Below are 14404 nucleotides of genomic sequence, written 5' to 3' on the forward strand. Positions count from 1 at the left end.
GTTGAATGGCAGTTTTATACAATCTATTTCAAATATATTACTTACGTAGCGTGATGTCTTTAAATCCGGAAACAGGACCGGCGCTCCCAGCCAAAAAATGAAAAAGCCCGACAATGCCGGGCTTTCGCAATCACTCGGTTCCGTCAGGACGGTCAGCCACTGGCTGCCGCCTTCACCTCCAGCCGGCGGCGGTGCAGCACAGGCTCGGTATAGCCCGAAGGCTGCTCGCGCCCCTTGAAGACGAGGTCGCAAGCCGCCTTGAAGGCGATCGAACCGCCAAAATCCTCCGCCATCGGCCTGTAGGCCGGATCGCCGGCGTTCTGGCCGTCGACGACCTTCGCCATGCGCTTCATCGTCTCCATGACCTGCTCCCTGGAGCAGACACCGTGATGCAGCCAGTTGGCGATGTGCTGGGAGGAGATGCGCAGCGTCGCCCGGTCTTCCATCAGGCCGACGTCGTTGATGTCCGGCACCTTCGAGCAACCGACACCCTGGTCGACCCAGCGCACGACATAGCCAAGAATTCCTTGCGCGTTGTTGTCGAGTTCGGCCTGGATTTCCTCCTCCGTCCAGTTCGGGCGCTCGGCGACCGGGATCGAGAGGATGTCATCAAGCTTGGCCCGCCCGCGCGACTTCAACTCCTCCTGCCGCGCCTTCACATCCACCTTGTGGTAGTGCAGCGCATGCAGGGTCGCCGCCGTCGGTGAGGGAACCCAGGCGGTGTTGGCGCCGGCCATCGGGTGCCCGATCTTCTGCTCCAGCATCGCGTTCATCAGGTCCGGCATCGCCCACATGCCCTTGCCGATCTGCGCATGGCCCGGCAGGCCGCACTCAAGGCCGATGTCGACATTCTGGTTCTCGTAGGCCTGAATCCAGGCTGCTCCCTTCATGTCGCCCTTGCGGATCATCGCTCCGGCTTCCATGGAGGTGTGGATCTCGTCGCCCGTACGGTCGAGGAAACCGGTATTGATGAAGAAGACGCGGGCCGATGCCTCCCGGATACACTCCTTGAGGTTGACCGTGGTTCGCCGCTCCTCGTCCATGATGCCCATTTTCAGCGTGTTTTGCGAAAGGCCCAGCGCCTTTTCCACGCGCGCGAACAGCTTGTTGGCGAAGGCGACTTCTTCCGGCCCGTGCATCTTCGGCTTGACGATATAGACCGAGCCAGCGCGGCTGTTCTTCCGGTTCCCGCCCCCGTTCGCACCGCCTGTGCCGACGTCATGCATGGCAATCGCCGACGTGACCATGCAGTCGAGGATGCCTTCCGGCACTTCGTTGCCTTCGGCGTCCAGGACGGCCGGATTGGTCATCAGGTGGCCGACGTTGCGAACCAGCATCAGCGAACGGCCATGCAGAGCGATTTCGCCCTTGCCGTCGGCGGCTGTGTAGATACGGTCCGGGTTGAGCGTGCGCTCCACCGTCTTGCCGCCCTTTTCGAACGCCTCCTTGAGGTCGCCCTTTACAAGGCCAAGCCAGTTTCGATAGGCGAGAACCTTGTCCTCGGCATCGACGGCGGCAACCGAATCCTCGCAGTCCATGATGGTGGAAAGTGCTGCTTCGACGATGACATCGGCAATCCCCGCCTTGTCCGTCCTGCCGACCGGCGTCGTCGGATCGATCACGATCTCCAGATGCAGCCCGTTCTGCCGCAGGAGCACCGCATCGGGTTTATCCGGGGATCCCTTGTAACCGACGAACTGGGCCGGGTCCTTGAGCACCGTCTTGCCGTCGGGAAGCGAGACCGCAAGTTGTCCGTCCAGGACGACGATCGCCCCGACCTCTTCCCAAACACCGGTTTCCAACGGCACGCTCTCGTTCAGCACCTTGCGGGCATAGGCGATCACCTCAGCCCCGCGCGCCTGATCGTATCCGCCCGCCTTCGGCAGCGAGCCCATGGCGTCGGTGCCGTAAAGCGCATCGTAGAGCGAGCCCCAGCGCGCGTTCGCCGCGTTGAGCGCGTAACGCGCGTTCATGATGGGCACGACGAGTTGCGGACCGGCGATCGACGCGATTTCGGGGTCGACATCGGCGGTCGTGACCTTGAACGCGCCGCCTTCGTCCCGCAGGTAGCCAATGTCTTTCAAAAAGGCCTTGTAGGCATCGAGATCGACCGGTCCGGAATTCTCCCGGTGCCATGTGTCGATCTTCATCTGAAGATCGTCGCGCTTTTCGAGGAGCCGCCGGTTTTCCGGCGCCAGATCGCCAACGATCGCCGCAAATGCGCTCCAGAAGGCGCCCGCTTCAACGCCGGTTCCTGGAAGTACCTCTGTTTCCAAGAACTTATGAAGTTCTGCTGCGACCTTCAGTCCCGCGACTTCGACCCGATCCATGATTTCGACAACTCCTTGATCCAACGCGAACAACGAACGGTTCGGCACAGCGAAGAACCAAACCATTCGATACCGTATTTTGGCGGGAAACTGTCAAAATCAACAGAGCCTGGTCAATACGTCATAAATAGAAATCACTTTTTCCGTTTTGGAATTACTCAAGGTCGGACCCCGCAGTTGCAAGGCCCAGCCCCCTTCATGCGCATCGCGAATGCCTGCCCCTCGATTGATCATACGAATATCCGCCGCTATAGACGGCAGGAAGAAGGCTGACGCCACCTGCCAGATCGAACGTCTTTTACCGCCCGCCCCGGCAATTCGGATATTTCATGATCGCCTTACTGAATTCCCAGCCTGTCCTGCTCCTGACACTGACAGCCCTGCTCTGGGCCGGCAATACGATCGCGGGCCGCCTTGCGGTCGGCGAGGTGTCGCCCTTCGCTGTAGTGCTGTTGCGCTGGGTCATCGTCGCCGGGCTTCTGGTTGTTATCTACGGACGTCAGGTCGTGGCGGAATGGGCGACGCTCAAGCGCCACCTCATTCTCATCGTGCTGTCGGCCACTTTCGGCTTTACGGCGTTCAATTCGCTTTTTTATCTGGCCGCACATTCCACAACCGCCCTGAACCTCGGCATCATCCAGGGCTCGATGCCCATGTTCGTGCTCCTGGGCGCGCTGATTTTCTACCGCACGCCAATAACCCCGCTACAGATGGCCGGCGTTCTGATCACGATTTTCGGAGTGGTCTATATTTCCTCGCGCGGAGAGCTATCGCGCCTTGCGGAGCTTGAGATCAACCCCGGCGACGGTCTCATGATCGTCGCCTGCTTCTTCTATTCGGCCTATGCGGTCACGCTCAGGAACCGGCCGAAGGTTCCGGGCATCGTCTTCTTCACCGTACTGGCAGTCGTTGCCGCAGTAACTTCGGTTCCCGCTGTCCTGGTCGAGGCGTCAAACGGCAGTCTGCAATGGCCAACGGCAATGGGCTGGGCCGTCGTCGCCTATATAGCGCTTGGTCCCTCTTTCATCTCGCAAATCTTCTTCATGCGCGCCATCGAGCTGATAGGCCCTGGCCGCGCTGGCGTGTTCATCAACCTGGTGCCGATCTTTTCCTCGATCATGGCCGTATTGCTGCTGTCGGAACCCTTCAGGGCGTATCACGCGGTCGCACTTGCGCTGGTGCTTGCCGGCATCTGGCTCTCGGAACGCAAATCGTCGGAAAAAGCCAAACAAGGCTGAATTCAAAATTCCTGATGAGCCAGAGCGCATCCCGCCGGATCCCGACCGGAATTGACGGCTGGGACGTGCTCAAGGTATTGATATTGGAGCAATTTCCAAGCACGAAAGCGTTTGCGCTTTCATGGAATGCGCCCTGGGAACCCGAGCGTCCAGGCTTATTTTCGCCTTGCGCTTGCCGCTAAGTCATTGGATGACGGTGCAATGGAAGCACCACTGATCATAGCGGCGGTCGCCGGCCTGCTGGTGGTTATCAGCCTGATTCAGCCGCTTGCGGCCCGCCTCGGGCTTGCACCTTCGGTTCTGCTTGCCGTCGTGGGTGTCGCCATTGGCACGGTCGCGACCCAGCTTCTGTTCACGACCAAAACGGACGCCTTCAACGAGATCGCCCGGATATTCGTCTTTCTACCAGTCGATTCCCAGACGATCCTCTTCACATTCCTGCCGATCCTGCTTTTCCAGACGACGCTCACGCTCGACGTGCGCCGGATGGCGGAAGACGCCGGTGTGATCTTCGTTCTCGCGGTCGTGGCCGTCCTGATCGCAACGGCCTTCATCGGTGTTGCGCTTTACCCGCTTGCCGGGGTGCCGCTGGTCGCTTGCCTATTGCTGGGCGCAATCGTCGCCACGACCGATCCTGTCGCCGTTGTCGCCATTTTTCGCGACATCGGCGCTCCGGCTCGCCTCGGCCGGCTGGTGGAAGGCGAAAGCCTGCTCAACGACGCCGCCGCGATCGCCGTCTTCGCGATCCTGTTCGGAATTCTCACCGGCACGGAATCCCGCCAGCCTGCCATGGCTTTCCTCGCCTTCGTCAACGATTTCGTCGGCGGCATGCTTCTGGGTTATCTCGGCGGGCAGCTCTTGGTGCGCCTCTTTCCGCTGGTACGCGAGCACCGCCTGGCACATGTGACGCTGAGCGTCGCCTTCCCCTACCTCATCTACATTTTCGCCGACCAGTTTGCGGGCGTCTCTGGCGTCGTGGCCGTGGTCGCCGCCGGGATGGTTATCAACGTCATGGGGCCATCCCGCATTACGCCGGACGGCTGGAGCTATCTCCAGGATGTTTGGGAGCAGATCGCCTTTTGGGCCTCATCGCTGATTTTCGTTATCGCCTCCATCGTCGTTCCGCGCCTGATGGTGGATATGACATGGTTCGACGTCGCTCTCGTCGGCGTGGTGATCCTTGCCGCGCTCGCTGCCAGGGCGGTCGTACTCTTCGGCGTTCTGCCGTTCTTGAGCGTATTGCGCATCAGCCAGCCGGTATCGACACCCTACAAGGTCGTCATGCTTTGGGGCGGGATGCGCGGCGCCGTAACACTGACACTGGCCCTCGGCATTACCGAGCACGTGTCTCTTGCCCCGGCCATCAAGAGCTTCATCACGGTCGGCGCGACCGGCTTCACGTTCTTTACGCTGCTCGTCTACGGCACGACGCTGAAGCCGCTGATCCGCGTTCTGAAACTCGACAGGCTATCGCCGATTGACGCCGCGCTCAGGAACCAGGTGCTGGCGCTTGCGCTCGAAGATGTCCGCGAAGGCGTATCGCAGGCGGCAGGAGCGTATCGTATTGCGCCATCAATTGCCGAGACGGTCGCAAGTCCCTATCACACCCGCGCGGAAACCGCCGCGCAGGCCAACGAGTTGGCGGAAGGCGTTCTCGACCGCGACCGTATTACGCTTGGCCTCGTCGCGGTGACAAACCGTGAGCGGGAAGCGGTACTTCGCCATTTCCGCGAGCGAACAGCCTCGACCCAGTCCGTACAGACACTCGTGGCCCAAATCGGCCGGCTGGGCGATCGGGCGCGCGCCGGCGGGCGGCTCGAATACAACCGTGCCGCACGCCAGATTCTCGCCTTCCCCTTAAGCTTTCGCCTGGCGCAGGCGATCCATCGATGGTTCAAGCGGGACCGCTGGCTCGCCGGCCTCATCGCCGACCGCTATGAAACGCTGCTGCTGAGCCACATCGTGCTAAGCGAGATCGCGGAGTTCATTCCGCAGAAGATATCGCCCCTTCTTGGAGCTCGTGTCGGCGAAATCCTTGGCGAAATCATCGACCAGCGCATGGAAGCGACCGCACTCGCGCTCAAGGCGGTGCGTTTGCAGTATCCCGACTATGCCGACCGGCTGGACCAGCGCTTCCTGAAGAAGGCGGCCCTGCGCCTCGAGGAAAACACCTATCGCTCTCTTTTGCAGCAAAACGTCATCGGTGCCGAACTGCACAACGACCTGCAGAACGCAGTGAGCGAAGCGCGCGAGGAAGCGGACCGGCGCCCCCGCCTCGACCTCGGGCTCAATACCGAAACACTAGCCGCACAGCTGCCGTTCTTCTCCGATCTTCCGCCTGACCAAATCAGGGCGATTACAAAGCTCATGCGCCCGCGTTTCGCGGTGCCGGGCGAAGTGCTGATCCGTAAGGGAGAGAGGGGAGATGCGGCCTACTTCATCTCTTCAGGCGCCGTGGAAGTGAAAACACAGTCCATGAGCATCCCGCTCGGGCGAGGCGAGGTTTTCGGTGAAATCGCCCTTATCAAGGGCACGCCGCGCACCGCCGATGTGGTTGCGCTCGGCTATTGCCGGCTGCTCGTCCTTTCCACCCATGACTTCAAGCAGCTCCTGTCCGGAGATGAACATCTACGGACCCACATCGATGCCGTCGTCAATGAACGCCTGTCGATGAACGAGGATCGAACGGACAGTCGCCAATTCGGCGAAGAGCCGGATGAAGAAGGAAAATCCATTGCCGCTTCGGGCCACGATTGATGGCTCGCGAAGCGGCTTATTTCCCGTTTTCGCGCCTTGGCTGCCGATCCGTCGTCTCTTCCTGCGTCTGGAGCCTGCGATAGATCGTGGAGGGGCTCACCTTCAGGGCCGCTGCCGCCTTGGGAATGCTGCCTCCGCACCGGTCGATCGCACGCTCTATCGCCGTGCGTATCACGAGGTCGAGCGGAAGGATCGCGCTCTCCCGGCGCTCCGCTTCCGGCCCCGACGCTTCCGCGGCGGATGACGGCGCTTGCGAGGAAGAAATCCGGCCGACAGAAGCGCCCGCCGATCCCGCGCCTGCAAGGGCGCGCAGCTCTCCCGGCAACATCGACAATTCCAGCCGATCCGCATCGTTCAACACCACGGCCGTGCGTATGACATTTTGAAGCTGGCGCACGTTGCCGGGCCACGAATAACTCAGGAACGCGGCTTCGACGTCGGAAGAAAGCTCCTTGAAACGCTTGCCGTCTTCCAGTGCGAATTCGTTCAGGAACTTGTGTGCGATGAGCAGTACATCATCGTCACGCTCACGCAAGGGCGGAAGCTCCACCGGAACCACATGCAGACGGTAGTAAAGATCCTCGCGAAACCGCCCGCTCGCCACCTCCTGCAAGGGATCGCGGTTGGAGGCGCAGACGATGCGCACATCGGCGGAGCGGGCATGGTCTTCCCCGACCCGCCGGATGCTGCGTTCCTGAAGAAAGCGCAGCATCTTCGATTGCAGCGCGAGGTCCATCTCGCAGACCTCATCCAGAAAAAGCGTGCCGCCATCGGCGCTCAATACCGCGCCCTTTCGCTCCGAAACGGCGCCGGTAAACGCGCCGCGGGCATGGCCGAAAATTTCGCTCTCCAGCAGGTCGCGCGGTATGGCGGCACAATTGAGCGTGATGAACGGGCCGCCACGCCGCTTGCCGAGATCGTGGAGTGCGCGCGCGCAAAGCTCTTTTCCCGTCCCGCTCTCGCCGGTGAGGAACACGGTCGCATCCGTCGGTGCCGCATTTTGAAGGACGCGATAGATCGTCTGCATGGCGAAGGAACGACCGATCAAGCCCTGGAACCGGTCCCTGTCGAATGCTTCGCCGATTTCCTCGATACGATCGCTGAGCTTGCGATGCTTGATCGCATTCGTCACCGTCACTCTGAGCCGGTCGGCCGAAAAGGGCTTCATGATGAAGTCGAATGCGCCCTTGCGCATGGCCTCGACCGCCAGATTGACCGATGCCTGCCCGGTAATGACGACGACTTCCGCCGCGACGCCATCCGCCTTGATCCTGCCGAGCAACTCAAGACCATCCATATCCGGCAGCTTCACATCAAGCACGATGACATCCGGCGCCGGGCCCGACAGGGCGGATAGCGCCCCGGCGGCCGTTCCGGCTATTTCGATTTCCACGGCCTCCGCCTCCAGATAACCGGCATAGGTTGCCGCGAGGGATACCGTGTCTTCAACAAGCAAGACTTTCGCGCGTGCCGTTGCCATGCGGGCTGTTGCTCTCGTCAATTTCACTTCCAGGGCGATTCCCGGTTGGAATAGATTGGCCTGAAGGTTCCAGGAGACCGAGATCGCGATCCCCAAGACCTTCCCGCCCGCTGCCTGGCGTTGTATGGGCCGAACGCTCCCACTCTTCAAGGCCAAGCATCGCACCTATGCCCGACCCTGCCTATTCCCAATTCGGGAGCTGTTCAGCTCGCAAGAGTTGCCACGTCGCGATAGTTATCAGAAGACAAAAGAGAAAATAACGAAGAAATAACGATGGATTTACGCCACATAAAAAGTATTCACACTAATATAACGTTCACTTGACGGGCATTGTGCCGGTATCTCACTCAAGAATTCAAGAGGTGTCGAACATGCACAGCGCATCGACCAAGCAATCTCTTTCCTCTTTTATTGCCCGTTATAACGCTAAAAAGCGTTCCGAAAAGGCTACGGGCTTCGGGGAAACCACAACACCTCCACTCGTCCCGGAAGAAATATACGTGGGAGTGGAAAAAGCCGACGGCAGCGGCGAGATCGACGAAGCTCGTACCAAACGCCTGTTCGCCGCCCTGACGAAGAAGATCGAGCGAACACGCTTTCCCTTTGCCGACAATATAGGCCACATCAATCCGCATATTCCGGCCGGCTACACGTATCTTGCGCAATTCATCGCCCACGACCTGACAATCAACAGCGGGCTCGACGAGGGTCTTGAACCGGATACAAAACCTATAAACCTGCGCAGCCACCCGCTTCATCTTGATTGTCTTTACGGATACGGGCCATCGATCGAGCCCGCCTGCTACGAACTTTTCACCAGGCGGCCTCTCCCGCAGCGCATCGGCTGGCCGAGGACGCGTTTTCGCCTCGACGGCATGTCGGATGATAATTTCATGAGGCCGGCGGACCCAGCACGCCATCCGCGGCGCGATATCGGCCGCCTGGTCGAGCCGCGAGGCGCGAACACCGCGGGGATTGCGTTGATAGCGGACCTGCGTAACGACGACAATGCCGTGATTTCGCAGCTTACCGCTCTTCTTCAGCTCGCTCACAACACCGCGATGGACAAACTGGAAGGGGGAAAGGACCCGGCAACGCCGGAAGCAAGCTTCCGCAACTTTTCCAAGGTCCGCAGCGCCCTCACCTGCGTTTACCGGCAAATCATAAGCCAGGATCTTTTGCCGCGCCTCCTGAACGGCGAGGTGGTCGCGCATTATGAAGCGAACGACAGCCCGTTTTTCGACACGCGCGATGGGGACGATTTCGTTACGCCCGAATTCGCGCATGCCGCCTACCGTGCCGGACACGCGATGGTCCGCGAATCCTACTTCTTCAACAGCGAACCGCCGGTCGAGCATAACTTGATGGACGTCCTGCGGCGCAATTCGGAACGCAACCCGCCGAAAACACCGCACAATCGCGACTGGATCATCGCATGGTCCTATTTCTTCGACCTCGGCATTCGCGAGGCCCGCGCCTCCGGCCGGCTGGAACCGCGTTTCGAAACGCCGCTGCATGACGACACGCTTTTTCCCGCGATGGAGGAAAACGAGCCCGCCGGGCTTGCCTATCGCGACCTCGTCAGGAGCGCGACGACGAGCGTGCGAAAGATCGACACCCTTGCCGAACAGATCGCCTACCGCCAGCCGGAGCTCGCTGCCGCAAGTCCCTGGATCAACTCGCCGGCCATCAGGCAGGAGGCGATGCGCCGTTGGATCGAAGCCGATACGACGGTCGACCTTGGCGAGTTGAAGGAAGAAGCGATCAGCAACCCTCCGCCGATGGTCTACTTCCTCGTAGAGGCCGCAGCCGCCGAGGACGGCTTTCGCCTAGGCCCGCTCGGCTCGGTCGTTTTGGCCGAAACCTTCTATCGCGCGCTATCGCACCGCCGCTCCGTTCCATTTGACGAAAGGGAGCCGCGCGAAGACGCCGAGAAGATATTCGGCATGCCCACACCCGCGAGCATGCCAGACCTGATCCGTTGGGTGGACGAGAACATGTCATTGGAAGACAAGACATTTCTCGAAGCGGATATTCCATTGATCTAATTTCGAGCCACCCGCAACATTGAAGGAGACTATTTGATGACCAAGCAACTCGAACGCATTCAGATTTTCGACCATAAGGCCTTCGGGCGCCTGATCGCAGATTACGCCACCGGCAGGAAACCCTGGCCCGCTTCGATCGAGGAATTCAGGGCGGAGGTCGAAGGCCCGAATATCGCGAAAATTCCCAGCCACATGAAGGCCATCCAAGTGGTGCAGCCGTCGGACGAAATCTTCTTCCTGCGCTTGCCGCCGAAGACACTCTTCTCGCAATCGCTGGAACGTTACGCGGCGAACGATGCGAACGGAACCACCGAGCCCTATCCGGCGCCCCCCTTCTATTCCGACATGGTTTGCCGGGAAGAGCGCCTGACGCATACCGACTTCTTCCTGAGCCGCGTTGCCGACTACACGATCTCCGTTTGCTCTTAAGCGCCGGAACCCGTCTGAAAGACTTGCCCCCGGATCGTGGATCCGGGGGCTTTTTCTTGCGCTCAACTTCAGTTCGCGATCAGGCTGCCGCGTGCCGCGAACGGAGGAAAGTCCATCCCGGCCAGCCTGAGCCCTTCGCGAAGCCTTTGCCAGCCTTCCCTGTCGTTCAACGGGAAACACTGACCAAGCCAATGCGCGATCTCTTCACGGGTGGGTTCGTCTGCTCCGGTCCAGCGTGACACCAGATAACTTTCCATCGTCGAAAGGCATTTTCGAGCTCCCTGCAGATCGCCCGTGTGGGCAAGGGCAGCGATGTACCACGCCTCGACCCCCGGATAGCCGGCGCTGAAATGCGGAAACGCTTCGAGCACGGCTCCATAGTCGCCGCACAGGAACATGACGCCGATAAAGTAGCTCCAGTAGATCGGCGAGGTCAGCATGCCGGCATCATGAAGTTGCCTTGCCAGCACCGTCGCTTCTTCCCGGCGACCGTAAAACGCGAAAGCATGCGCCACCGAAAGCACCGTCCAAGGATCATTGTTATTGAGATCGAGCGCAAGGCGATGCTGCTCCTCCGCCGCCTCGTAGTTTCCCTGTAGCGCGAGCGTCCAGCCGGCGCACAGATAAGCTCGCGAATCGAACGGATCCAACCCTATCGCCGTACGGGCAAGTTCCGTGGCGCGGGCTATATTCTGCGCGGTGCGCGGCTGTCCGGGAAAGATTATGTGGCGGGAGTTCAGGATTTGCGCAAGCGTGCAATATGCCGGCCCGAACTGGGGATCCTGCTCGATGATCGCCTCGAGGATCGCCTGAGCCCGGTGAGAATCCTCCAGCTTCCAGGTGTAGTGCAGTTGCTGACCCTTGAGCAGGCGGTCATAGGACATCAATGATGCGACCGGCACCTTGGAAAGCTGCGCGAGACGCTCGGCCGAAATATTGACGTTCATCGCCATGGCGATATTGCTGACCAGTTGACCTTGCAGCTCGAAGAATTGAGCCGCATCGAGCTTGAAATCCCGGCCCCAGATGTAGGCGTTGGACCGTGAATTTCGCACGGCGACCGAAATGGAAGCCTGCTCCCGGGAACTGACGCTGCTGATCGATACCTTGTAGACGGGGGTTCCCGAACGCACGAGTTCCTCGGTTTCAGCTTCCACGACCGACCATTCACGAAAGCGGACCAGACGGGAGATTAGATCGTGCCGAAAGACCTGCGCCATGCGAATACTGCGCGCGGGTTCATCAAGTTGGAGAACCTGCTCGACAATGATGACCGGCCATACCTCGCCCGGCCAGGGCGAGATCCTTTGCGCTCCGCCTGCCTGGGAGACGGCGGGCTTTTCCCTTTCGGCGAAACCTGCCTCCGCACGGCCCGCGGCTTCCGTCGATTGCGGGTATCTTTCCAGCTTGATGTTTACGACAAGCGCCTGTGTCCGCTCGGAAGGCTGCGTATCGAATTCCTCGTCGAGAACACGCCAGAGGTCTTCATATGCCCTAACCGCACCGGCAAAGTCTCCCGAGGCCGCGCGCGCGTTCATCAAGGCCCGGCAGGCCGGCTCATGCGTGGGATCCAGGTTAAGAAGAGCTATCGCCGCGTCCTGGTTCGAGGCCTGGTCACGCGCCCCGTTCAAACGGTCCTCAAGCGATGTGCGCAACCGGTCCTGGAGGTGCTGACGCCTGACCCGAAGCCAGCCGATGAAGCTTTCCTCGTTCAGCGCCTCGAAACCTTCAAGCAAGCGATCGGGAAGGCGTTTCTCGTTCAACAGGGATGGCGGTGTCTTCTCACCTTTGGCAAGCTCGTCCAGCAGGGCGTCGACATCCGTCGCGACACGCGTCTTGTCGAGATAAATGGTGAGTTTATCGGGATGAAGGCCTTCGAAACCTGCCGCTTCCAGCTCTCGTCTCAGAATAAGCAGCGTCTGACGCAGCGACGAGCGCGCCCGGTCTTCCGAACTTTCACCCCAGAGCAACCCCGCCGCCATTTCGCGCGTGAGGCGTCCGTCGGTCGTCAGGCACATATAGGAAAGCAGCGCCTCGGCCTTGCGGGAACGGAACCTCAGCGCGTGTCCGGCAACGGTGAATCCCGGCAAACCGAACAGCGTGGCCTGAAGCTCCGCACCTCCGCCTGCCAGTCCAGCCCCGTTGCGTTCGTCCCTGGGCACCTTGTTCTCCGGTAATGCCATTTCAGTAGAGCTCAACCCGGTCTCCGGGTATTTCGTCCGTAGCGGCCAGTGTTCGTTGATGGGACAGGCGCTTCGAAATCAGTTCGGACGGATCCGGCTGCAGCCCGGAAACAATCGCCCGCGCGACCGGAATATCGAAATCGGATCGGGTCAAGTCTATAACGCGAACCGCATGTCCGCGACTGTCAAGGCGCGTTGCGAGAAGATTGAGGCGCACGGCCTGATCGTCATTGGCCGAAGACACCGTTTCGTAAGGTGAAATGCGGGTCGGCTGAAGGTTGACCCAATCACTTCGCACCATCGCTGCACGGGCAATATGCTTGCGATCCGTCTCGTTCAGTCCTTGATCCCCCCGTTCCGCCCGCTTAGCCGCGACGACCCGGTCGGCAAGCTCGATCTGTAGCAGTTCCTCAATGGCGCCGCGCAGCGCCTCCTCCATCGATCCGCCTGCCGCAAATCCATAAGCCACTTTTGTCCCGGCAGGTTCCGATGAAAGTGCGGCCGCGACCGGAATGCCAAGGTCGTTCGTCAGGTTCAAGAACCAGGAACACCTGTCATCGCGACCGTTGCGGTAGCGTTTGAGCAGTTCGGCGACGCCGCTTGCGGCCAATGTTTCCAGAGTGATAGCGCCTGGACGCCGTCCCCCCTTCCACCAAAGCGCGACCGCGTCGCGTTCCACCCATTCCAGGATAGCCCTGTACGCCGCATCTTCGCGGCTGCGGCCAGCGGCAACGCCGATCCCCATGAGATATGGCAACCCGTTGGGCCTGCGCCCGGGCGTCCTGCGCCAGCAAAGATCTGCCGGAGCAGCGTCTTTCGCCCCCTGCGGCAATCGGACGGTTTCCACCCAGTCCAACGCTTTGCCGCATTCGCCCCCGCGCAATTCATGAAACTCGCAGCCGTCGACCCCATCCGCATCAATACCGCCACGCTCGATAGCGTGAACGCGCGGATCGTCCGGCATCTCGAATTGGCTCACGAATTCACATGCTTCCGCCACACAAGCGCGAAACGCCGCGAGCCGGGTGAGACCGACCCCGGAAACGGAGGTGCCTGCATCCACTTTGGTGCCATAGGCCAAAGTGGACACTGAAGCACCAAAACAAGAAAGGCCCGGTGCATCGGGCGCCGGCAGTTCGAAAACACGATCGAGGCCGGCCGCAAATCGCAGGAGCTTCGCAAGGTCGCGCTTGTCCGCTCCCTCGAGAGCCGGCGTCGCGCCGAGCCATTTCAAAAAGTCCGCCCCCGGGCCGCCAGCCTCCGGAAAATTGGCGCTGCTAACAAGATCGGCCGCGGAAACAAGCGTTTGCCTTGCTTCCGATTGCATGGTCATGTGCTGACATCCCCTTCCACCCCATTCAACAATTGCGACGCGATAGCAGGTGACGTCAAGTGCAACCGGGCACGCTTTTTCGTAGATAACGCTGCGTATTCCCCTGCTGATATGACCAATTTCCGAAAAAAGCCTACCTTTCTTGCCTGATGCAATGGCCGCAGAGAAAATCACGCAAAAATAACGCGATTTTTGATGTCATTCACCTGTCGTTTTTTCCGATTGAGCGAAATTCCGCAGAGGAGCGACACTGGGGGGACAATTAAAATCACCGGTTGTGATGAATTTCCAGTTGAACGCCGACTTGTAAGCGTACTGGGTGCCTGGAGAAGAACGGTCGAGGCGCGCATTGGAGGATTCGCGAAACCGATCTTTGCTGCCGTTCAACTCCGCACTTGCGAAGCCACGGTGGGTATCGCCCGTCGGAAACGCACGTGACCCAACTTGACCGGGTCCCGCGCCGGCCCGGTTCCCTTTGGGTATCACCATCTTCTTGAATGCCAATGGCTCAGGAAAACAGACCGGTTCGATATTGCAGTTATGTTCCGAAAATCACTGCTTCCAAGATATTCGCGCAAACCTGTTGGCGCGAGCCGGGATTTAAGC

Annotated in this window: 8 protein-coding genes; 4 read left to right on the forward strand and 4 right to left on the reverse strand. The window is 60.1% G+C overall.

Translation table 11 applies throughout. The features are described from left to right. Positions 1–152: 152 nt before the first annotated feature. On the reverse strand, positions 153–2333 hold the full coding sequence (locus tag GR183_RS12775; RefSeq protein ID WP_160776320.1) for a malate synthase G: 2181 nt from the start codon (positions 2331–2333) through the stop codon (positions 153–155). A 326-nt stretch (positions 2334–2659) separates the two neighbouring features. Here GR183_RS12775 and GR183_RS12780 point away from each other — a divergent pair, with 326 nt between their 5' ends. Together GR183_RS12780 and GR183_RS12785 are read left to right on the forward strand one after the other, a co-directional pair. Beyond that, positions 2660–3568 carry a DMT family transporter gene (locus GR183_RS12780; protein ID WP_160776037.1) on the forward strand — a complete coding sequence of 303 codons (909 nt, stop codon included), beginning with the start codon at positions 2660–2662 and terminating at the stop codon, positions 3566–3568. A gap of 201 nt (positions 3569–3769) precedes the next feature. Beyond that, positions 3770–6325, forward strand: coding sequence for a cation:proton antiporter (locus GR183_RS12785; protein WP_160776038.1), 2556 nt, complete (start codon positions 3770–3772; stop codon positions 6323–6325). A 16-nt stretch (positions 6326–6341) separates the two neighbouring features. Here the strand turns inward: GR183_RS12785 and GR183_RS12790 are convergent, their stop codons facing one another. Next, a complete protein-coding gene (locus GR183_RS12790) occupies positions 6342–7826 on the reverse strand; it encodes a sigma-54-dependent transcriptional regulator (RefSeq protein ID WP_202396078.1) in 1485 nt (494 codons plus the stop codon). A 479-nt stretch (positions 7827–8305) separates the two neighbouring features. Between GR183_RS12790 and GR183_RS12795 the strand changes: the two genes are divergently transcribed. Beyond that, the gene (locus GR183_RS12795) at positions 8306–9853 is read left to right on the forward strand and encodes a peroxidase family protein (protein ID WP_160776039.1); all 1548 of its coding nucleotides are present in this window, start codon (positions 8306–8308) and stop codon (positions 9851–9853) included. A gap of 36 nt (positions 9854–9889) precedes the next feature. Further along, entirely contained in the window at positions 9890–10282 is a 393-nt protein-coding gene (locus GR183_RS12800; protein ID WP_160776040.1) for a hypothetical protein, read from the forward strand. Between the two features lie 68 nt (positions 10283–10350). On the opposite strand, the gene GR183_RS12805 is transcribed toward GR183_RS12800, so the two are convergent. Both GR183_RS12805 and GR183_RS12810 read right to left on the reverse strand, forming a co-directional pair. After that, a complete protein-coding gene (locus tag GR183_RS12805) occupies positions 10351–12444 on the reverse strand; it encodes an AfsR/SARP family transcriptional regulator (RefSeq protein WP_160776041.1) in 2094 nt (697 codons plus the stop codon). A 22-nt stretch (positions 12445–12466) separates the two neighbouring features. Beyond that, complete coding sequence (locus tag GR183_RS12810; protein WP_160776042.1) at positions 12467–13798, reverse strand: YcaO-like family protein; 1332 nt, start codon at positions 13796–13798, stop codon at positions 12467–12469. Between the last annotated feature and the right edge of the window lie 606 nt (positions 13799–14404).

The sequence above is a fragment of the Stappia sediminis genome (genome assembly GCF_009826895.1).
GTDB classification, from domain to species: Bacteria; Pseudomonadota; Alphaproteobacteria; order Rhizobiales; family Stappiaceae; genus Hongsoonwoonella; species Hongsoonwoonella sediminis.